A 19,020-nucleotide genomic window follows, 5' to 3' on the forward strand; every position below is an offset into this window, starting at 1 on the left:
TGCGCACAGGGGTCCGGTAAGATTCGCACCTTTAAAGAGGGGGTGCTACTTGCTCGAGAACATACGCGTTGTCCTAGTTAACACAAGCCATCCTGGCAATATTGGCGGTGCGGCTCGCGCCATGAAGAACATGGGATTGAAGCGGCTGTATCTGGTGCAGCCTGAGCAGTTCCCCCATGGCGATGCCGTAGCGCGCGCATCCGGTGCCACGGATGTGCTGGATAATGCTTGTGTTGTCGAAACGCTGGAAGATGCGCTGACAGGGTGCAGCGTTGTTCTGGGAACCAGCGCAAGGGATCGCCGTATCCCCTGGCCGCTGCTCGATCCCCGTGAGTGCGCACAAACGTCGCTGCAGCATGCCGAGGTGGGTGGGGAGGTGGCGCTGGTATTTGGTCGCGAGTATGCAGGCCTGACGAATGAAGAGCTTCAGCGCTGCAATTTTCATGTTCATATTCCTTCTGACCCGGAATTTGGCTCTCTGAATCTTGCGGCTGCAGTACAGGTGCTCGTCTACGAGGTACGCATGGCATGGTTGGCCCTTCAAGGGCAGCCCACCAAGATGAACAAGGTCGAAAGTACGGCCATGCTCAATACCCAGCTGGTCACTGTTGAGGAGTTGGAGCTGTTCTATCGCCATCTCGAGGAAACGCTTATCGATATTCGTTTTCTCGATCCCGAGAAGCCTCGCCATCTCATGTCTCGCCTACGCAGGCTTTATGGGCGCAGTGCAATCACCAAGCTGGAGATGAATATCCTTCGTGGTGTTCTGACCGAGACGCAAAAGGTTGTTCGTGGCGAAAAATGCAAAACTGATGATGTCTGAAGGCCAGTTTTAGCCGAGTGCGCCAACGCCTCTGGTCGGCTTTAATGGTTGACTGAATCGATAGGGCTTATAGTTGACTTAAATAGTCAGGAATTGCATACTTGACCTATCTAAAGTACATCCTGGTTTTGCCATGAGACTGACAACCAAAGGACGATACGCCGTCACCGCCATGCTTGATCTGGCGCTGCATGCGCAGCGTGGACCGGTCTCCCTGGCTGACATCTCTGAGCGCCAAGGTATATCGCTTTCCTATCTTGAGCAGCTGTTTGCCAAGTTGCGCCGTGGCACTTTGGTAACCAGTGTGCGTGGACCGGGCGGTGGTTATCAACTGTCGCGCGATATGCAGGACATTCATGTCGCTCAGGTCATCGATGCCGTAAACGAGTCTGTCGATGCTACCCGCTGTCAGGGGCAGGGCGATTGCCACTCCGGTGACATATGCCTGACGCATCACTTGTGGTGCGATCTGAGCGAGCAGATTCATACGTTTCTCAGCGGTATCACGCTAGCGGATCTAGTTGCGCGTAATGAGATACAAGCTGTAGCGAACCGTCAGGACAAGCGAGTGTGCAATAGCCGAACTCGTGCCTCGGACATTGAAAAGATTGAAGCGTCCGCTATTGAGTGAGCCGGCCGCCAGCCTGATATAGGAGTTACCGATGAAATTACCGATTTATCTTGATTACTCTGCAACTACTCCAGTCGATCCACGTGTCGCTCAGAAAATGAGCGAGTGTCTCTTGGTAGATGGTAACTTTGGTAATCCAGCCTCGCGCTCGCACATGTTTGGCTGGAAGGCTGAAGAAGCGGTCGAGAATGCTCGCCGTCAGGTTGCCGAGCTAGTGAATGCCGATCCACGTGAAATCGTTTGGACATCCGGTGCGACCGAATCGGATAACCTGGCGATCAAAGGTGTGGCTCACTTCTATCAGAGCAAGGGCAAGCACATCATTACGTCGAAGATCGAGCACAAGGCCGTATTGGATACGACTCGCCAGCTCGAGCGCGAAGGTTTTGAGGTGACTTACCTAGAGCCAGGCGAAGATGGCCTGATCACGCCGGATATGGTTGAAGCAGTATTGCGTGAGGACACCATTCTGGTTTCCCTGATGCACGTCAACAACGAGATCGGCACCATCAATGACATCGCTGCGCTGGGTGAGCTTACGCGTGCCCGTGGCATCCTGTTCCATGTGGATGCTGCTCAGTCAACTGGTAAGGTTGAGATCGACCTTGAGACGCTGAAAGTTGACCTCATGTCCTTCTCGGCACACAAGACCTATGGTCCGAAAGGTATTGGTGCGCTTTATGTTCGTCGTAAGCCGCGCGTTCGTCTTGAGGCGCAGACCCATGGCGGCGGTCACGAGCGTGGTATGCGTTCCGGTACGCTGGCGACTCACCAGATCGTCGGGATAGGCGAGGCCTTCCGAATTGCTAAGGAAGAGATGGCGCAGGAAAACGTTCGTATCAAGGCGCTGAGCGATCGTTTCTACAGCAAGCTTCAGGATATGGAAGAGCTGTATGTAAACGGCAGTCTGGTTTCACGCGTACCGCATAACCTGAACTTGAGCTTCAACTATGTAGAGGGTGAATCCCTGATCATGGCGCTCAAGGATCTGGCGGTATCGTCGGGTTCGGCCTGTACTTCGGCCTCGCTTGAGCCTTCCTATGTGCTGCGCGCGTTAGGCCGTAACGATGAACTGGCTCATAGCTCCATTCGTTTCACCTTTGGCCGTTTCACGACCGAAGAAGAAGTTGATTACGCCGCCGAGAAAGTGCGTGATGCAGTAACCAAGCTGCGTGAACTTTCTCCGTTGTGGGATATGTACAAAGAGGGCGTTGACCTGACCACAGTTGAATGGCAGGCACACTAAACCGCTCCTGATGAGTGAGGATTGAGAAATGGCTTACAGCGATAAAGTAATCGATCACTACGAAAACCCGCGTAACGTTGGCAAATTCGATGCCGAAGATCCTGACGTCGGAACAGGCATGGTTGGTGCGCCGGCGTGTGGTGATGTCATGCGTCTGCAGATCAAGGTCAACGATCAGGGCATCATCGAAGATGCACGCTTCAAGACCTATGGCTGTGGCTCTGCCATCGCTTCCAGCTCGCTCGCTACCGAGTGGATGAAGGGCAAGACCATCGATGAGGCAGAGGCGATCAAGAACTCCATGATTGCTGAAGAGCTAGCTTTGCCTCCGGTCAAGATTCACTGCTCGGTTCTGGCCGAAGACGCCATCAAGGCGGCGGTGCAGGACTATAAGCAGAAGAAAGGTTTGGCTTGAGGAGGCACTGATGGCCATTAGCATGACTGAATCTGCTGCACGTCACGTGCAGCGTTCTCTGGAAGGACGCGGCAAAGGCGAAGGTATCCGTCTGGGCGTACGTACCACCGGATGTTCGGGCTTGGCCTATGTGCTGGAATTCGTTGATACGCTGGCTGAAGAAGATCAGGTGTTCGAAAGCCATGGCGTCAAGGTCATCATTGATCCGAAGAGCCTTGTCTACCTTGACGGTACCGAACTGGACTTCGTCAAGGAAGGACTCAACGAGGGATTCAAGTTCAATAACCCTAACGTGCGCGGTGAGTGTGGCTGCGGCGAAAGCTTCAACGTTTGAGGTCGCCCGTGGGAACGCCTTGTCACTTTGCCTTGTTCGATCTCAAGCCGTCTTTTGCGCTTGATCTCGAGCAGCTTTCGAGTCGCTATCGTGAGCTTGCGCGTACAGTGCATCCTGATCGCTTTGCCGATGCCCCCGAGCGGGAGCGGCGACAGGCACTGGAGCGTGCGGCGCAGTTGAACGAGGCGTATCACGTTCTCAAGACTCCCTCGCGGCGAGCCCGTTACCTGCTGTCGCTTCAAGGGCATGAAATGCCTGTTGAGGCGACTATCCAGGATCCCGACTTTCTCCTTCAGCAGATGCAGTGGCGTGAAGAGTTGGAAGAATTGCAGGATGAGGGGGACGTTGATGGTATCGCGCCCTTCAAGCAGCGTTTGAAGAAATCCCAGGCTGAACTCGAGCATGAGTTCGATTCGTGTTGGGAGAAAGCTTCGAAACAGGAAACTGCAGAACGGCTTGTTCGCCGCATGCAGTTTCTCGACAAGCTGAGCAGCGAAGTGCGTCAGTTGGAAGAGCGCCTCGACGATTAATCTGGCGCCTGCTTAAAGGCGCCCCTAGCACAAGCTGAATAGCAATGGCTTTATTGCAAATTGCCGAACCTGGAATGGCTCCCAAGCCGCATCAACGCAAGTTGGCGGTAGGGATTGATCTGGGCACTACGAATTCTCTTGTCGCTGCCGTGCGCAGCGGCGTCTCTGAGCCGCTTCCTGATGAGCAGGGCGGTGTCATTCTTCCCTCAGCCGTTCGCTATCTGGAAAAGGATATTGAAGTAGGGGATGTAGCCAAGCAAAGTGCTGCACAAGATCCTTTCAATACGATTCTTTCCGTAAAACGCTTCATGGGTCGCGGTCTGGCTGACATCAAACAGCTGGGCGAGCAGTTACCCTATCGATTCGCTGAAGGCGAGTCCCACATGCCTTTCATCGAGACGATACAGGGGCTCAAGAGCCCTGTTGAGGTCTCAGCCGAAATCCTTCGTGTACTGCGTTCGCGTGCAGAAAAGACCCTGGGTGGTGAATTGGTTGGCGCGGTAATAACCGTTCCGGCTTACTTTGATGACGCGCAGCGCCAAGCGACCAAGGACGCTGCCAAGCTGGCCGGTTTGAATGTGTTGCGGCTGCTTAACGAGCCCACCGCAGCGGCAGTGGCCTATGGGTTGGATCGTGGTGCAGAGGGCCTCATTGCGATCTATGACCTGGGCGGCGGCACATTTGATATTTCCATCCTGCGTTTGAGCAAAGGGGTTTTCGAAGTCCTGGCTACCGGAGGTGATAGTGCCTTGGGTGGTGATGATTTCGACCATGCCATTGCGACCTGGGTAATCGAACAGGCGGGGCTGTCTACTAATCTGTCGCCCTCAGAGCAACGTCAGTTACTGCAATTAGGCTGCATGGCCAAAGAGCAATTGTCGGCGCAACCTACTGTTACGCTCAGTTACGGTACCTGGCAGGGCGAGCTTACTCGCGAGCACTTTGAAACACTGATCGAGCCGTTGATCGCGCGAAGCCTGAAAGCTTGCCGTCGCGCAGTGCGTGACTCTGGTTGCGAGCTTGAGGAAGTCAAGGCGGTGGTCATGGTGGGTGGCTCCACTCGCGTGCCGCAAGTCCGATCCGCAGTGGCCAGACTGTTCGGTCGCGAGCCACTGACGGATATTGATCCGGATAAGGTTGTTGCCATCGGTGCGGCCATTCAGGCTGATACCCTGGCGGGTAACCGTGGTGGCGAAGAGCTCTTGCTGCTGGATGTCATTCCGCTCTCCCTTGGGCTTGAAACCATGGGCGGTTTGATGGAAAAGATTATCCCGCGTAACACGACCATACCTGTGGCACGTGCCCAGGATTTCACAACGTATAAAGATGGCCAGTCAGCCATGATGATTCATGTGCTGCAGGGTGAGCGAGAGCTGGTGAAAGATGCTCGTTCGCTGGCTCGTTTCGAGCTGCGCGGCATTCCGCCTATGGTGGCTGGCGCTGCCAAGATCCGTGTGACTTTTCAGGTAGATGCGGACGGCTTGCTGAGCGTCTCGGCGCGAGAGCTCTCCAGTGGTGTGGAAGCTAGTATCCAGGTCAAGCCATCCTATGGTCTGACGGATGGTGAAATCGCGCGTATGCTGCAGGATTCTTTCCAGAATGCCGGCAATGACATGAACGCTCGCGTGCTACGTGAGCAGCAAGTCGAGGCGCAACGTCTTCTAGAGGCGGTCCAGGCGGCAGTCGCTGAGGACGGCGATCGTTTGCTGGATGCTGAAGAGCGTGAAGTTATAGAGGCCGAGATCGACAAGCTAAAGAGTCTTGTCGACCATTCAGATGCCTCTGCTATTGAAGTACAAACCAAGCGTCTTTCCCAAGTGACCGATGCATTCGCGGCTCGCCGGATGGATGCATCGATCAAGGCGGCCCTGGCGGGTCGTCGTCTTAACGAAATCCAGGAGTAAGTTCACCATGCCGCAGATCGTTTTTCTGCCCCACCCAGAGCATTGCCCCGAGGGCGCGGTGATCCAGGCCGAAGAAGGTGAAACCATTATCGATGCAGCGTTGCGCAACGGTATTGAAGTCGAGCATGCCTGTGAGATGTCTTGTGCCTGTACGACCTGCCATGTCGTCGTTCGTGAAGGCTTCGGCTCCATGGAGCCGTCTGACGAGCTTGAAGATGACATGCTGGACAAGGCATGGGGGCTGGAGCCGGAGTCCCGGCTGTCCTGTCAGGCAAAGGTTGGCACTGCCGACTTGGTCGTTGAAATTCCCCGCTACACCATCAATCAGGTATCGGAACGTCACTAAGGAAGATCATCATGGCGATGAAATGGGTCGATGTGCTGGATATCGCAATCGCTCTTTCCGAAGCTCACCCGGATGTGGATCCCCGCTATGTAAATTTCGTGAATTTGCGTAACTGGGTCACCGCACTGCCCGGGTTTGACGATGACCCCCAGCGGGGTGGCGAGAAGGTACTCGAAGCCATCCAGGCTGCGTGGATTGAAGAAGCGGACTAACCTATTCTTCGTTAGCCTACGCTTTTGACCGAAGCCCGCGTATAATCCGCGGGTTTCGTTTTTGCTAAATGCCCAACTTTGGAGTTGTCATGTCTGTTCAACGCACCCTTTCTATCATCAAGCCGGACGCTGTAGCCAAGAACGTCGTTGGTGAAATCATCACTCGCTTCGAAAAGGCTGGCCTGCGCGTTGTGGCCGCGAAGATGGTTCAGCTCTCCGAGCGCGAAGCCGGTGGCTTCTATGCTGAGCACAAAGAGCGTCCTTTCTTCAAGGATCTGGTGTCCTTCATGACTTCCGGTCCGGTCGTTGTTCAGGTTCTGGAAGGCGAAAACGCCATTGCCAAGAACCGTGAGCTGATGGGCGCTACCGATCCCAAGAAAGCAGACGCCGGTACCATCCGCGCTGATTTCGCTGTTTCCATCGATGAAAACGCTGTTCACGGTTCTGATTCCGAAGCATCGGCTGCCCGTGAAATCGCTTACTTCTTCGCTGCAACTGAAGTTTGCGAGCGCACTCGCTGATCCACAGGTGAATCCATGAGCAATACAGTCGGCAAGACTAACCTGCTGGGGCTTACCCAGCCACAAATGGAGCAGTTCTTCGAGTCCATCGGAGAGAAGCGCTTTCGTGCCGGCCAAGTGATGAAATGGATTCACCACTTTGGCGTTGATGATTTTGACGCCATGAGTAATCTCGGCAAGGCCTTGCGCGAAAAGCTCAAGGCCTGCGCCGAGGTTCGTGGCCCCGAAGTAGTAAGTGAAGATATTTCGGCGGATGGCACTCGCAAGTGGGTCATTCGTGTGGCTTCCGGTAGCTGCGTTGAGACGGTTTACATTCCTCAGGACAAGCGTGGCACGCTGTGTGTTTCGTCACAGGCAGGCTGTGCACTTGACTGCAGTTTCTGTTCGACCGGAAAGCAAGGTTTCAATAGCAATCTCACGGCTGCCGAAGTCATCGGTCAAGTGTGGGTTGCCAACAAGTCATTTGGTACTGTGCCGGCCAAGATCGACCGTGCCATTACGAATGTCGTGATGATGGGCATGGGTGAGCCACTGCTCAATTTCGACAATGTCGTAGCTGCCATGCAAATCATGATGGATGACTTGGGCTATGGAATATCCAAGCGCAAGGTAACGCTATCCACGTCAGGGGTTGTGCCCATGATTGAAGAGCTGGCCAAGCACGTCGATGTGTCTCTGGCGCTGTCGCTGCATGCGCCCAACGACGCCTTGCGCAACGAGCTGGTACCGATCAATCGCAAGTATCCTCTGGCCATGCTGCTGGATGCCTGTCAGCGGTACATTGGTCAGCTGGGTGAAAAACGTGTTCTGACCATTGAGTACACTCTACTCAAGGACGTCAACGACCAGCCCGAGCATGCTGTGCAGATGATTGAATTGCTGCGCAACGTGCCCTGCAAGATCAATCTGATTCCTTTTAATCCTTTCCCTCATTCCGGTTACGAGCGCCCCAGCAAGAATGCGGTGCGTCGCTTCCAGGAACTCCTGCAGCAGGCCGGTTTCAATGTCACCGTGCGTACTACGCGTGGCGATGATATCGATGCAGCCTGTGGGCAGCTGGTAGGAAAGGTTATGGACCGTACTCGACGAAGCGAGCGGTACATTGCTGTACGCCAGTTGAATAATGAGAACGATGCGGCTTTGGGTGTTCGCCAGAATTAATTAAAAGGAGAGGGTTAGTGATGTTGCGTGCAGTATTGGCTTTGGCAGTTGCAGGACTTTTAACCGGCTGCGTCACTACTGGCTCTACTGACCCTCTGAGTACGGAAAAAGGTCGTGATCATGCCCGGGACGCCTACATTCAGTTGGGTTTGGGCTATCTGCAGGAAGGAAACACCGAGCAGGCCAAGATCCCGCTGAAACAGGCCCTGCAGCTTGACTCCTCGAGCGCCGATGCCCATGCCGCGCTTGCATTGGTGTTCCAGACCGAGATGGAGCCCAAACTGGCTGACGAAGAATACCGCAAGGCCATGTCAGCACGCCGTAACGATTCCCGTATTCTCAATAATTACGGAAGCTTTCTTTTTGAGCAGAAGCGATACAGCGAAGCCTACGATCGTTTCATAGAGGCCTCGCAGGATCCTTTGTACCCTGAACGCTCGCGAGTCTTTGAAAACCTCGGTTTAACTGCGTTAAGGTTGAATAAGCCCGAATTGGCACGCCAGTATTTGGAGAAGTCGCTGAGACTGAACAGCAACCAACCCAAGGCTTTGCTGGAAATGGCGCAGCTCTGTTATGCGGCTCGTGAGTATGTACCTGCACGTGGGTATTACGAAGCATTTAGCCGCATTTCGCCCCAGGATGCGCGTAGCCTTTTACTGGGCATCCGTCTGGCCGAAGTATTCAACGATCGCGATACGGCTGCCAGTTATACCTTGCAATTGAAGCGGCTTTATCCCGCTTCTGAAGAATATAAACAACTTCAGTCGGAGCAACGATGAGTAATGTGCAACCTGAGGCTGTAATGTCAGCTCGTGGTAATCCAGGCGACATACTGCGCCAGGCTCGCATTTCCAATGGGTGGAGCATCGCTCAAGTGGCTGCTCAGATGAATCTGAGTGGGCATGTCATCGAGTTGCTGGAAGCTGGGGACTATCAAAAGCTGCCAGGGCATACGTTTGCCCGCGGTTATGTCCGCTCCTATGGGAAGCTGCTGGGGCTTGATCAGGCTGAGCTTGTAAAGGTCTTCGATCAGTACACAGGGACCGATGCCAAAGGCAGTACGGTTCACACCATAAACCGTGTTGAAGAACCGGTGCGCTTGTCGCGTAATGTCCTGCGTATCGTCAGCTTTATTCTGGTCGTTGTTATCATTGGGCTTGGCCTGTTCTGGTGGCAGGAGCGCTCCGGGCTTGGTATGGGCGGTAATGGCCTTAGCCTTGAGCATGTCGAAGTAGAAAGCGCAGACGGCACTACTGAAATTCATACGCTTGATGAGCCTGAAGATCAGGCTGTGGCGGAAGCTCAAAAGGCTGAGGTGCCCGCTGCATCAGAGCCAGGTGTGCCCGCTACACCGACTGCTCCTGCTGCCAATGCTGTTGCGCAAACGCCTGTGCCTGCCCCGAATACCGCTTCCGGTACGGCAGCCAATGGCGCTGCGAATGCTGCTCCTGCTACGGCCGTTACACCGACTACTCCGGTTGTATCGACCGATGCTGCGCTTGCGCCTACCACGCCGCCAGCCGGCGAAACTGCGCCAGCGGCAGAGCAGGGAGGCTTGAGCATTCAGTTGGTAGCGGACTGCTGGATGCAGATCACAGATGCGTCGGGGAAAGTTATTTACAGTGGCCTCAAACGAAAGGGTGATACCCTGCAGTTTGAAACGGTAAAAGCTCCTGTGGAGATTCGTTTAGGCTACGCACGGGGTGCGCAAATTACCTATAACGGCCAGCCGGTAGACATCAAGCCCTATGTACGTGGGGAAACTGCTCGCTTCAAAGTAGGGCAGGCGTCTCAGTAACCAGAATTGCAGTACGATCAAAGCGGCATCATTCTGCCGCTTTGATTTTATTATCGGATCATATTTTATAGTTCTCTGGTTTTAACCAGTCTCCGTAAGGATCTGGTATTTATCAGGAAGAAGAGTCCTGTCATGCATAGCGAATCGCCGATCAAACGTCGCCCTTCTCGAAAGATCTGGGTAGGCTCCGTGCCGGTAGGAGGCGATGCTCCTATCGCGGTACAGAGCATGACGAACACCGAAACCTGTGATGTTGCCGCAACAGTTGCGCAAATCCGTCGTCTGGAAGATGCAGGCGCTGATATCGTTCGGGTTTCAGTTCCCGACATGGATGCTGCAGAAGCATTCGGTCAAATCAAGCAGCAGGTGAATGTTCCTCTGGTTGCAGACATTCATTTTGATTACAGAATTGCCCTTCGGGTAGCTGAACTCGGTGTGGACTGTCTGCGTATCAACCCTGGCAACATCGGGCGTGAAGACCGGGTCAGGGCGGTAGTCGATGCGGCACGTGACAAGAACATTCCGATTCGTATCGGCGTAAACGCGGGCTCTCTGGAAAAGGATCTGCAGAAAAAATATGGTGAGCCTACCCCTGAAGCGCTACTGGAATCAGCCATGCGTCATGTCGATTACCTCGACAAATTGGATTTCCAGAACTTCAAGGTCAGTGTGAAGGCGAGTGACGTCTTCATGGCCGTATCGGCTTATCGCTTGCTTGCGAAGCAGATCGAGCAGCCGCTACACCTGGGCATCACCGAGGCAGGTGGTTTGCGTTCCGGCACCGTAAAATCTGCGGTTGGCTTGGGCATGCTGCTGGCCGAAGGCATTGGCGATACCATTCGTATCTCCCTGGCGGCAGATCCGGTCGAAGAGATCAAGGTGGGTTTCGATATCCTGAAGTCGTTGCGCTTACGCTCGCGCGGCATCAACTTCATCGCCTGTCCAAGCTGCTCTCGCCAGAACTTTGATGTGGTCAAGACCATGAATGATCTGGAAGGGCGCTTGGAAGATCTTCTGGTTCCCTTAGATGTGGCCGTTATCGGCTGTGTGGTCAATGGGCCGGGAGAGGCCAAAGAGGCTCACGTAGGGTTGACTGGCGGCACGCCTAATAACCTAGTGTATATCGATGGCAAGCCTGCACAAAAGCTGACCAATGAGAATCTGGTGGATGAGCTGGAGCAGCTGATTCGCCGCAAAGCGGCTGAAAAAATGGAAGCGGATGCGGCTGTTATTGCCCGTAGCTGAATGCCGTTAGAGAATTGAATTAAGGACTCCTCGTGAGCAAGTCTTTGCAAGCCATTCGTGGCATGAACGACATACTGCCAGAGCAGACGCCAGCCTGGCGCTATCTGGAAACAACTTTCGCTACCTTGCTGGATGGGTACGGCTACAAGGAAATCCGACTGCCTATCCTCGAATTCACCGAGCTGTTCGCTCGGGGTATCGGCGAGGGCACCGATGTGGTCGACAAGGAAATGTATACTTTTCTCGACCGTAACGGTGAGTCGCTGACGCTTCGTCCGGAAGGCACAGCAGGGTGTGTCCGCGCCGTGCTGGAGCACGGCCTTACAGGCGGTGGCCAGGTTCAGAAACTCTGGTATACGGGACCCATGTTCCGCTACGAGAAGCCGCAAAAAGGACGCTATCGCCAGTTCCATCAGATCGGCGTAGAGGTCTTTAACTTGCCTGGGCCGGATATCGATGCTGAGCTGATCATCATGACGGCGCGCCTGTGGAGGCAGCTGGGTATTAATGATGCCGTTACACTGCAGCTGAACAGCTTGGGTTCAAGCGAAGCGCGTGCAGCCTATCGGGATGCCTTGGTTGATTACCTCAAGCAGCATTTCGATCAGCTGGATGAAGACAGTCAGCGTCGTTTGACGACTAATCCCCTGCGTATTCTGGACAGCAAGAATGCCCAGACACAGGCCTTGCTGACCGATGCTCCCACGTTGTCGGATTATCTAGATGAAGAGTCTCGTGCCCATTTTGAAGGCTTGAAGGCACGCCTTGAGGCAGCAGGCATCGAGTACACGATCAATCCGAAGCTTGTACGGGGTCTGGACTACTACGGTCGTACCGTATTCGAGTGGGTAACCGATAAGCTGGGCGCACAAGGTACGGTGTGCGCTGGCGGACGCTACGATGGTCTGATCACTCAGTTTGGTGGAAAGCCTACGCCAGGCGTTGGTTTTGCTATGGGTGTCGAGCGTCTGGTGCTGATGCTTGAGACGCTGAACAAGATTCCCGCCGAGCTTAGCCGTCCGATGGACATCTACCTATGCACCTTTGGTGAAGCGGCAGAACTGGCCGGTCTGGCCTTGGCCGAGCAGCTGCGTACGGCCTTGCCGTCCTTGCGTCTGGCGGTTAATGCTGGCGGCGGAAGTTTCAAGAGTCAGTTCAAGAAGGCAGACAAGAGCGGTGCATGGTTTGCTCTGATTCTGGGCGAGGATGAGCTGGCGCAGCGCCAGGTTGGCCTCAAGCCCTTGCGTAATGATAGTGCCCAGGAGATGGTCGCCTGGGATCAGTTGTCCGCACGCCTGCATGATAGCTTGCAGCAGCAGACGTCCGCACACAGCGAAAGCGAATAGGAGTGACCGGTGAGTTCGCAGAATGAAGATCCAAATGTCGCCCACCTTCAGGATTGGTGGCAGCGTAACGGCAAGCCGCTGCTCACCGGTGGCGTCGTGGCCCTGGTGGCCGTGCTGGGCTGGCAATGGTGGGAGCGTAATCAGACCAATCAGTCTCAGGCTGCGTCCATCGTGTATCAGGAGCTGGTTCAGGCAGCGCTGGATCCCAGCGGCAAGCCGGATACCGCTCGGGTAACGGACCTGTCCAACCAGCTCAAGCAGGAATATTCAGGCACTACCTATTCCCAATACGGTAGTCTTTTCGTGGCCAAGGTTGCTGTTGAGAGTGGCAAGCTGGATGACGCAGCCAACGAGCTGAAGGCGGTTGTCGATAAGCCGGCGGATGATACCGTGGGCGAACTGGCTCGCCAGCGTCTGGCACGTGTGCTGGCTGCGCAGGGCAAGGCTGAAGATGGCCTGAAACTACTGGAAGGCAAGGTTGCAGAGCCTTATGTCGCCAACCGCGAAGAGTTGCGTGGTGATCTGTTGGTCAGTCTGGGCCGTGTCGACGATGCCCGTGCCGCTTATGAAAAAGCCAAGTCCGAATTGCCTGCCGATGCCGCCGAAGGCACGCTGCAGATGAAGCTGGATGACCTGGCAAAAGGAGATGCCTGATGCTGCGTTGGAAACATGTTGCGCTACTGGCCTTGGCCCTGACTGCTGTCGGGTGCAGCAGTAACAGCAAAAAAGAGCTGCCGCCTGCTGAATTGCAGGACTTTAAGGCCGATGTTCAGTTGCAGGAGCAATGGAGCCGCTCGGTAGGGGAAGGGCAGGGTGATACCTACAACCTGTTGACGCCTGCCATTGACGGTCAGTCCCTGTATGTGACTGATAACGAAGGCCTGGTCATGGCATTGAACCGTGAAAACGGTGACATCATTTGGAAGAAAAAGCTGGACCTGCCTGTTTCAGGTGGCGTTGGCGCTGCCTACGGGCTGGTTCTGGTTGGTACGTTGAGAGGGGATGTCGTTGCCCTGGACGCAACCTCGGGCGATGAAAAATGGCGCGCCAGGGTTTCCAGTGAAGTATTGGCTCCGCCGGTCAGCAACGGTGACATCGTGGCTGTCCAGACTCAGGACGACAAGCTTTATGCCCTTGATGCCGAGACGGGTGACCGTCGCTGGCTCTATGAGGAGAGCATGCCTGTTCTGACCCTGCGTGGCACAGGTGCTCCGATCGTAACCAATCGCTATGTTGTCGCCGGCCTGGCCAGCGGAAAGGTGATTGCGCTGGATGAACAGCGTGGCTTGCCGATCTGGGAGCAGCAGGTTGCCATCCCGCAGGGGCGCTCTGAGCTGGATCGTATGGTTGATATCAACGGCGGACTGCTGCTTTCAGGTACTACGCTGTATGTGGCCACGTACCACGGCCGGGTTGCCGGACTGGACCTGGAGAGCGGTCGTGTGCTTTGGCAGCGTGATGCATCTAGCTATACCGGTGTCGCTGAAGGTTTCGGTAACGTATATGTAAGCCTGGAAAATGGCACCGTTGAAGCGGTAGATCAAAATTCGGCTTCAGCGCTGTGGAGCAATGATTCCCTGGCGCGTCGTATGTTGTCCGCCCCGGCTGTGCTGTCGAACTACGTCGCAGTAGGTGATTATGAAGGCTATATTCACCTGCTAAGCCAGACGGATGGTCATATGGCCGGTCGTCAGAAGCTGGGTAACGGCGGCGTTCGGGTTCGCCCGTTAGTGGATGGCGACTGGATGTATGTGTACGGCAACGGCGGTAAGCTGGCTGCCTACACCATTCGCTAAGCTGTCCTGTATGTGTATGGCCGCTATCGCCCTCACGGTAGCGGCCTTTGTGTTTTCTGTATTCCTGTGGAGAGCCGTATGGTTCCCGTTATTGCTCTGGTAGGACGCCCTAATGTAGGCAAGTCCACCTTGTTTAATCGACTTACCAAAACCCGTGATGCTATTGTGGCCGATATCGCGGGCCTGACCCGCGACCGCAAGTATGGCGAGGCGCGTTGGCAGGGTCGGACGTATATCGTTGTCGACACCGGAGGTATCTCCGGAGACGAAGAAGGCATCGATATGAAAATGGCCGAGCAGTCGCTTCAGGCCATTGAAGAAGCCGACGCCGTTCTGTTCATGGTGGATTCCCGTGCCGGGATGACGGCAGGCGATCAGATGATCGCCGAGCATCTGCGTACGCGTAACAAGCGCTGCTTTTTGATTGCTAATAAGGTCGACGCAGTTGATCCAGACATTGCCCGGGCTGAATTCAGCCCAATGGGCCTGGGTGATGCGCTGACCATTGCGGCTGCGCATGGCCGCGGTATCAACGGCATGCTTGAGCAGGTGCTAGGCTCCTTCCCCAAGGATGAGGAAGAAGAGTTCATTGTTGATGCGGAGGACGAAGAGGGCGATCAGGCTTCGGATGAGAGTGTCATCGAGAAGCGTATTCCAGGACCAGATGAAAAGGCCGGGATCAAGATCGCCATCATTGGCCGTCCCAACGTGGGCAAGTCCACGCTGGTCAACCGCATGCTTGGCGAAGAGCGGGTCATCGTATATGACCAGGCCGGCACGACTCGCGACAGTATCTACATTCCCTTCGAGCGCAATGAAGAGAAGTACACGCTGATCGATACCGCAGGCGTGCGCCGCCGCGGCAAGATCTTCGAAGCGGTAGAAAAGTTTTCTGTTGTGAAGACGCTTCAGGCCATTCAGGACGCCAACGTCGTTATCTTTGTGATGGACGCCCGTGAAGGGGTAGTCGAGCATGATCTGAACCTGTTGGGCTTTGTCCTGGAAACCGGTCGCGCCCTGGTGATTGCGCTCAACAAGTGGGACGGCATGGAGTCCAGTGAGCGCGATTACGTGAAGACCGAACTCGAACGCCGCCTGATGTTTGCCAATTTCGCAGATATTCATTTCATTTCCGCATTGCATGGCACCGGTGTGGGTCATCTGTACAAGTCGGTGCAACAGGCATTCGCTTCGGCCGTTACCCGCTGGCCTACCAGTCGTCTGACCAAGATTCTTGAGGATGCGGTACAGGAGCACCAGCCGCCGCTGGTCAATGGTCGTCGAATCAAGCTGCGTTATGCGCACATGGGCGGAGCCAACCCCCCGCTGTTGGTTATCCATGGTAACCAAGTGGATGCGGTCCCGCGCGCCTATGTCCGCTACTTGGAAAACACCTATCGCCGTGTATTGAAGCTGATAGGTACGCCTATTCGCATTGAGTTCAAGTCAGGTGAAAACCCCTTCGCCGACAAGAAGAACACGCTGACCGAGCGGCAGGTGAACAAGAAGCGCCGCTTGATGAGCCATCACAAGAAAGCGGAGAAGAAGCGCAAGGATAAGCGTCGCTAGTCGCTTCTCTGTTGTAACAGGCCAGCGCTGCCTGGCCCGTTCGAATACCAGGCCGCTCGGGCACCTTCCGAGTGGCCAGTCTTAAGTCATGATAGCGGTGCATAGTGCTTCGCTGAGCCGTCGACGGCATCGAAGCCGACCGCCTTGTTGTCGGAGCGTTCGATGATCCAGAGCAAGTTGCCTTCCCTCGGTGTGACTATCTTTACCCGCATGTCCCAGCTGGCTATGGAAACGGGTGCAATCAACCTGTCTCAGGGTTTCCCGGATTTCGACGGCCCGGATGCCTTGCGCGAGGCGGTAAGTCGGCACGTCATGGCCGGTCATAACCAGTATGCGCCCATGACAGGATTGCCCGCCTTGCGTGAGCAAGTGGCCCGCAAAGTGGCTACGCTCTATGGGCGCACGGTTGATGCCGAACAGGAAGTCACCATTACGCCCGGTGCGACGCAGGCCATCTTTTGCGCCATTCAGTCTGTAGTTCGCAGCGGTGACGAAGTGATTGTATTCGATCCCTGCTACGATTCTTATGCACCCTCGGTTGAACTGGCCGGTGGGCGCTGCATCCACCTACCCTTGGCACTGCCGGATTTTGGGATCGACTGGGATCGTTTGCAGGCAGCCCTGACGTCGCGCACACGGGCTATCGTGCTGAACACGCCCCATAACCCGAGCGGCTCGCTGGTTGGTCGCGACGCGCTGGACCGTCTCGCCGCATTGATTCGCGATCGGGATATCTACCTGATCAGTGATGAGGTATATGAGCACTTGGTTTTCGACGGAGCAGAGCATGCCAGTGTACTCACCCATGATGAACTCTACGCCCGTGCGTTTGTTATCAGCTCCTTTGGCAAAACATATCATGTGACAGGTTGGAAGACCGGGTATGTGATCGCCCCGCGCGAGCTTTCAAGCGAACTGCGCAAGATTCACCAGTATGTAAGCTTTTGCGGGGTGACGCCTCTGCAATGGGCATTGGCAGATTTCATGGAAGCGCATCCCGAGCATGTAACCGAACTCCCAGCGTTTTATCAGGCCAAACGAGATCTGTTCTGTGATTTGTTGGGTTCGTCTAAATTGGCGTTTACACGTGCAGCAGGGACCTATTTCCAGCTGGCGGACTATTCCGCTATTCGGGATGACGTAAGCGATGTCGAAATGGCCGAGTGGTTGACGCGTGAGCACGGTGTGGCTGCTATTCCGATCTCCGTGTTTTATCAGGAAGCTCCAAAGGACTTGCGTCTGGTACGTTTCTGCTTCGCTAAACGAGAGGAGACGCTGCGGCTAGCAGCGGAAAAACTGTGCGCGATCTAAGCCTGAGACCTGATTTGAAACTGGCACTCATCCAGACTGAACTGTTCTGGCATGATGCTTCGGCCAACCGCGACCGGTTTACTGCCTTGCTGCAACAGGCGAAAGGCGCGGATCTGGTCGTACTGCCTGAGATGTTCACTACCGGCTTTTCGATGGAATCAGCCCTGCTGGCTGAGGATGAAGGCGGACGTACCCATGCGTGGATACGCGAGCAAGCGGCATCGCTCAATGCTGTGATAACGGGCAGCCTGATCGTTCGTGATGCCCAGGGGCAGTACCGTAATCGACTCCTGTGGGCGCGGCCTGACGGCACGATGTCCCATTATGACAAACGTCACCTGTTTCGCATGGCCGGAGAGCACGAACATTACACCGCAGGTGAAGCGCAAGCGGTATTCGAGCTCAACGGCTGGCGCATTCGTCCCTTGATCTGTTACGACTTGCGGTTTCCGGTGTGGAGCCGTGATCCAGTCAAGACTGATCTGTTGCTCTATACCGCCAACTGGCCAGCCGCACGGCGTAACCACTGGAATCGGCTGCTTCCCGCTCGGGCCATTGAAAACCTCTGTTATGTCGCGGCCGTGAATCGTATTGGCGAAGACGGAAAAGGAATCGCCTATAGCGGCGACAGCCAGGTATTGGACTACCAGGGCGAGCCGCTCCTGGACGCCAAGGACAGCGCAGGAGTGTTTACGGTGTCGCTGTCTGCCGACACGCTGTCGCGCTACCGCGATGCGTTCCCCGCGTATCGGGATGTGGACGACTTCGAACTGCTTTGATTGCTCGCTACTCCTCCCTAGTGCCCCGTCTGCCATACTGGCGATGGGGCATTGTTGTTTCCGGCGCTTGCCCTTTGCCTTGGGACGATTGCAGACTGGCCCTTCGACAGGCTATTCAGGACAACAACAATGCAAACGCCTCGAATCGCAATTATTGGCGCCGGCCTCATGGGTGTCGGGATTGCCACTCATTTTGCTCGCCACGGACATTCGGTTCTGCTGCGAGACGTTTCCGCCGAGCGTTTGAGCGATGTGCCCGCCATTGCCAGAAGCGTTCTGGAAGAGCTATCAGCGGCTGCGCTGTTTGAACCCAGTCAGACCCATGGAGTGCTGAGCAGGATCACGACAACCGATGCGCTGGCCGATTTGGCTGATGCCACGCTACTGATCGAGGCTGTACCTGAGCGGCTGGCGCTCAAGCATGCGTTGTATGCGGAGCTTGAGTCAGTCGTTTCGCCAGAGGCCATCATTGCCAGTAACACAAGCGGCTTTCCTCCCAATCAACTGGCTCAGGGAATGGCATATCCCGAACGGTTGCTCATTGCTCATTTCTGGAACCCGCCTCATCTGATTCCACTGGTCGAACTGGTGTCGGGAGAAAAGACCAACCCAGCCTGTTTGGAGAGGGTGCGGGATGTATTGCAAGTCATGGACCTGGAAGTTGTTCTGCTCATGCGGGCGATTCCGGGCTTTATTGGCAACCGCCTGCAGTTTGCCGTGCTGCGTGAGGCCCTGCATATCGTACAAAGCGGTGCAGCGTCGCCTGAAGATGTGGACCGGGTCATGCGGGCCTCTCTGGGTAGGCGCTACGGCATGGTGGGACCGCTGGAAGCGGCAGACATGGGTGGTCTCGATACCTTTCTGGACATCGCCAGCCACCTGATGCCGACCTTGGCCAAGGATGAAGAGGTGCTAGAGGTTTTGCGTGAACGCGTCGGGCAGGGAAGAACAGGCCTACGCAGCGGCAATGGGTTTTATGAGTGGAGCGAGGAGCGCAAGGCGCGGATAGCCGAGCGGCGTGCCCATCAGCTACAGTATGCCTTGCGGCCATGA

21 protein-coding genes are annotated in these 19,020 nt (G+C 55.4%); all 21 read left to right on the plus strand.

Translation table 11 applies throughout. The features are described 5' to 3' along the window. Positions 1-49: 49 nt before the first annotated feature. The 21 genes from trmJ (at position 50) to B3729_RS02110 (ending at position 19,020) form a co-directional block, all read left to right on the plus strand. On the plus strand, positions 50-823 hold the full coding sequence (trmJ, locus tag B3729_RS02010; protein WP_026003925.1) for a tRNA (cytosine(32)/uridine(32)-2'-O)-methyltransferase TrmJ: 774 nt from the start codon (positions 50-52) through the stop codon (positions 821-823). Positions 824-956: 133 nt separating this feature from the next. After that, entirely contained in the window at positions 957-1,454 is a 498-nt protein-coding gene (iscR, locus tag B3729_RS02015) for a Fe-S cluster assembly transcriptional regulator IscR (RefSeq protein WP_010797318.1), read from the plus strand. Positions 1,455-1,485: 31 nt separating this feature from the next. Continuing rightward, entirely contained in the window at positions 1,486-2,700 is a 1,215-nt protein-coding gene (locus B3729_RS02020) for an IscS subfamily cysteine desulfurase (RefSeq protein WP_286786917.1), read from the plus strand. 28 nt (positions 2,701-2,728) lie between these two features. Continuing rightward, entirely contained in the window at positions 2,729-3,115 is a 387-nt protein-coding gene (iscU, locus tag B3729_RS02025) for a Fe-S cluster assembly scaffold IscU (RefSeq protein ID WP_019365648.1), read from the plus strand. Between the two features lie 10 nt (positions 3,116-3,125). Then, positions 3,126-3,449, plus strand: a complete 324-nt coding sequence (iscA, locus tag B3729_RS02030; protein ID WP_074827960.1) for an iron-sulfur cluster assembly protein IscA — start codon at positions 3,126-3,128, stop codon at positions 3,447-3,449. 8 nt (positions 3,450-3,457) lie between these two features. Next, entirely contained in the window at positions 3,458-3,979 is a 522-nt protein-coding gene (gene hscB / locus B3729_RS02035) for a co-chaperone HscB (RefSeq protein WP_286786918.1), read from the plus strand. Positions 3,980-4,023: 44 nt separating this feature from the next. After that, a complete protein-coding gene (hscA, locus tag B3729_RS02040) occupies positions 4,024-5,883 on the plus strand; it encodes a Fe-S protein assembly chaperone HscA (protein WP_286786919.1) in 1,860 nt (619 codons plus the stop codon). A 7-nt stretch (positions 5,884-5,890) separates the two neighbouring features. Continuing rightward, a complete protein-coding gene (gene fdx / locus B3729_RS02045; RefSeq protein WP_010797324.1) occupies positions 5,891-6,229 on the plus strand; it encodes an ISC system 2Fe-2S type ferredoxin in 339 nt (112 codons plus the stop codon). Positions 6,230-6,240: 11 nt separating this feature from the next. Next, positions 6,241-6,441 (plus strand): Fe-S cluster assembly protein IscX, encoded by a 201-nt coding sequence (iscX, locus tag B3729_RS02050; protein WP_010797325.1) that lies wholly within the window; start codon positions 6,241-6,243, stop codon positions 6,439-6,441. An 89-nt stretch (positions 6,442-6,530) separates the two neighbouring features. Next, positions 6,531-6,962 carry a nucleoside-diphosphate kinase gene (gene ndk / locus B3729_RS02055; protein WP_010797326.1) on the plus strand — a complete coding sequence of 144 codons (432 nt, stop codon included), beginning with the start codon at positions 6,531-6,533 and terminating at the stop codon, positions 6,960-6,962. A gap of 15 nt (positions 6,963-6,977) precedes the next feature. Beyond that, positions 6,978-8,123: a 23S rRNA (adenine(2503)-C(2))-methyltransferase RlmN gene (rlmN, locus tag B3729_RS02060; protein WP_074827970.1), complete on the plus strand. Its 1,146-nt coding sequence runs from the start codon at positions 6,978-6,980 to the stop codon at positions 8,121-8,123. A gap of 17 nt (positions 8,124-8,140) precedes the next feature. Continuing rightward, positions 8,141-8,902: a type IV pilus biogenesis/stability protein PilW gene (gene pilW / locus B3729_RS02065; protein ID WP_409438608.1), complete on the plus strand. Its 762-nt coding sequence runs from the start codon at positions 8,141-8,143 to the stop codon at positions 8,900-8,902. Further along, positions 8,899-9,921 carry a RodZ domain-containing protein gene (locus tag B3729_RS02070; protein ID WP_286786920.1) on the plus strand — a complete coding sequence of 341 codons (1,023 nt, stop codon included), beginning with the start codon at positions 8,899-8,901 and terminating at the stop codon, positions 9,919-9,921. Before pilW ends, B3729_RS02070 begins: the two co-directional genes overlap by 4 nt. A 132-nt stretch (positions 9,922-10,053) precedes the next feature. Continuing rightward, positions 10,054-11,166 (plus strand): flavodoxin-dependent (E)-4-hydroxy-3-methylbut-2-enyl-diphosphate synthase, encoded by a 1,113-nt coding sequence (gene ispG / locus B3729_RS02075; RefSeq protein ID WP_010797330.1) that lies wholly within the window; start codon positions 10,054-10,056, stop codon positions 11,164-11,166. A gap of 32 nt (positions 11,167-11,198) precedes the next feature. Further along, positions 11,199-12,512 (plus strand): histidine--tRNA ligase, encoded by a 1,314-nt coding sequence (hisS, locus tag B3729_RS02080; protein ID WP_219650604.1) that lies wholly within the window; start codon positions 11,199-11,201, stop codon positions 12,510-12,512. A 9-nt stretch (positions 12,513-12,521) separates the two neighbouring features. Next, positions 12,522-13,166 (plus strand): tetratricopeptide repeat protein, encoded by a 645-nt coding sequence (locus tag B3729_RS02085; protein ID WP_019365639.1) that lies wholly within the window; start codon positions 12,522-12,524, stop codon positions 13,164-13,166. Continuing rightward, complete coding sequence (gene bamB / locus B3729_RS02090; RefSeq protein WP_125889366.1) at positions 13,166-14,308, plus strand: outer membrane protein assembly factor BamB; 1,143 nt, start codon at positions 13,166-13,168, stop codon at positions 14,306-14,308. Before B3729_RS02085 ends, bamB begins: the two co-directional genes overlap by 1 nt. A 78-nt stretch (positions 14,309-14,386) precedes the next feature. After that, a complete protein-coding gene (der, locus tag B3729_RS02095; protein WP_010797334.1) occupies positions 14,387-15,877 on the plus strand; it encodes a ribosome biogenesis GTPase Der in 1,491 nt (496 codons plus the stop codon). Positions 15,878-16,039: 162 nt separating this feature from the next. Beyond that, positions 16,040-17,188: a pyridoxal phosphate-dependent aminotransferase gene (locus B3729_RS02100; RefSeq protein WP_010797335.1), complete on the plus strand. Its 1,149-nt coding sequence runs from the start codon at positions 16,040-16,042 to the stop codon at positions 17,186-17,188. Next, positions 17,176-17,967, plus strand: coding sequence for an amidohydrolase (locus B3729_RS02105; protein ID WP_074827988.1), 792 nt, complete (start codon positions 17,176-17,178; stop codon positions 17,965-17,967). The genes B3729_RS02100 and B3729_RS02105 overlap by 13 nt, the downstream gene beginning before the upstream one ends. Positions 17,968-18,096: 129 nt before the next feature. Continuing rightward, positions 18,097-19,020, plus strand: coding sequence for a 3-hydroxyacyl-CoA dehydrogenase family protein (locus tag B3729_RS02110; RefSeq protein WP_286786921.1), 924 nt, complete (start codon positions 18,097-18,099; stop codon positions 19,018-19,020).

The organism is Pseudomonas sp. UBA3149 (genome assembly GCF_002364655.1).
GTDB lineage: Bacteria > Pseudomonadota > Gammaproteobacteria > Pseudomonadales > Pseudomonadaceae > Chryseomonas > Chryseomonas luteola.

What these genes read in the sequence shown, in the direction of transcription:
- iscA (WP_074827960.1), top strand. Translation starts at nt 3,126, where the DNA reads ATGGCCATTAGCATGACTGAATCTGCTGCACGTCACGTGCAGCGTTCT.
- B3729_RS02020 (WP_286786917.1), top strand. Translation starts at nt 1,486, where the DNA reads ATGAAATTACCGATTTATCTTGATTACTCTGCAACTACTCCAGTCGAT.
- rlmN (WP_074827970.1), top strand. Translation starts at nt 6,978, where the DNA reads ATGAGCAATACAGTCGGCAAGACTAACCTGCTGGGGCTTACCCAGCCA.
- B3729_RS02100 (WP_010797335.1), top strand. Translation starts at nt 16,040, where the DNA reads ATGATCCAGAGCAAGTTGCCTTCCCTCGGTGTGACTATCTTTACCCGC.
- bamB (WP_125889366.1), top strand. Translation starts at nt 13,166, where the DNA reads ATGCTGCGTTGGAAACATGTTGCGCTACTGGCCTTGGCCCTGACTGCT.
- der (WP_010797334.1), top strand. Translation starts at nt 14,387, where the DNA reads ATGGTTCCCGTTATTGCTCTGGTAGGACGCCCTAATGTAGGCAAGTCC.
- ndk (WP_010797326.1), top strand. Translation starts at nt 6,531, where the DNA reads ATGTCTGTTCAACGCACCCTTTCTATCATCAAGCCGGACGCTGTAGCC.
- ispG (WP_010797330.1), top strand. Translation starts at nt 10,054, where the DNA reads ATGCATAGCGAATCGCCGATCAAACGTCGCCCTTCTCGAAAGATCTGG.
- B3729_RS02070 (WP_286786920.1), top strand. Translation starts at nt 8,899, where the DNA reads ATGAGTAATGTGCAACCTGAGGCTGTAATGTCAGCTCGTGGTAATCCA.
- fdx (WP_010797324.1), top strand. Translation starts at nt 5,891, where the DNA reads ATGCCGCAGATCGTTTTTCTGCCCCACCCAGAGCATTGCCCCGAGGGC.
- hscA (WP_286786919.1), top strand. Translation starts at nt 4,024, where the DNA reads ATGGCTTTATTGCAAATTGCCGAACCTGGAATGGCTCCCAAGCCGCAT.
- iscU (WP_019365648.1), top strand. Translation starts at nt 2,729, where the DNA reads ATGGCTTACAGCGATAAAGTAATCGATCACTACGAAAACCCGCGTAAC.
- iscR (WP_010797318.1), top strand. Translation starts at nt 957, where the DNA reads ATGAGACTGACAACCAAAGGACGATACGCCGTCACCGCCATGCTTGAT.
- B3729_RS02110 (WP_286786921.1), top strand. Translation starts at nt 18,097, where the DNA reads ATGCAAACGCCTCGAATCGCAATTATTGGCGCCGGCCTCATGGGTGTC.
- iscX (WP_010797325.1), top strand. Translation starts at nt 6,241, where the DNA reads ATGGCGATGAAATGGGTCGATGTGCTGGATATCGCAATCGCTCTTTCC.